The organism is Streptomyces sp. DH12 (genome assembly GCF_020873895.1).
Lineage (GTDB): Bacteria > Actinomycetota > Actinomycetes > Streptomycetales > Streptomycetaceae > Streptomyces.
Genome location: NZ_JAHWGT010000596.1, coordinates 1 through 550 on the forward strand (window position 1 = coordinate 1; position 550 = coordinate 550).

2 pseudogenes are annotated in these 550 nt (G+C 74.5%); both read right to left on the reverse strand.

Going from position 1 to position 550, the window contains the following annotated elements:
• Positions 1–203, reverse strand: a pseudogene (locus tag LPA54_RS35970) (G5 domain-containing protein); the annotation flags it as partial.
• Between the two features lie 240 nt (positions 204–443).
• Positions 444–550, reverse strand: a pseudogene (locus LPA54_RS35975) (AraC family transcriptional regulator); the annotation flags it as partial.

Sequence of the window (550 nt, forward strand, 5' to 3'; positions counted from 1 at the left end):
CGTACCCGGCGCGCGACGGGCTCGCGCACCACGTCCGTGGACAGCAGGCGGGGCCGCTGCCGGACGCCGTTGACGGTGCGCTGCGCGTAGGTGAGGCGGCGCAGCCCCGGCCGTCCGGCCCGGTCGACGACCACCGTGCCGTGGGCCAGCGCGGGGTCCTCGACGCGTTCCTCGGTGAACGGGATCTCCTCGTCGCGGACCTCCGGGACGGTGCGGTGGCGGGCGTGCGGCGGGGCAGGGCGGGCACGGTGTCCGCATCGTGGATCCCGCCGCACGGCGTGCGTCGGACACGTCTTCGGATACGTCTCGAACCGCGGGGTGGTGCTCACTCCGACACGCTCCACGGCTGCCACGGGAGCCCCCGAGGGGGCTCCCAGACCTGGCCGAGCGGCGATCGCTCTCCCAAGCGACACGACTACGGAACGTGAATACGCCGGGGCCCGTCAGTAGCCGAAGGCGTGGGCGGTGTTGGCGCCCAGCGCGGTGGCCAGCACGTCCTCGTCGATGCCGCGCACGGCGGCCATGGCACGCACGGTGACCGGCACCAGGT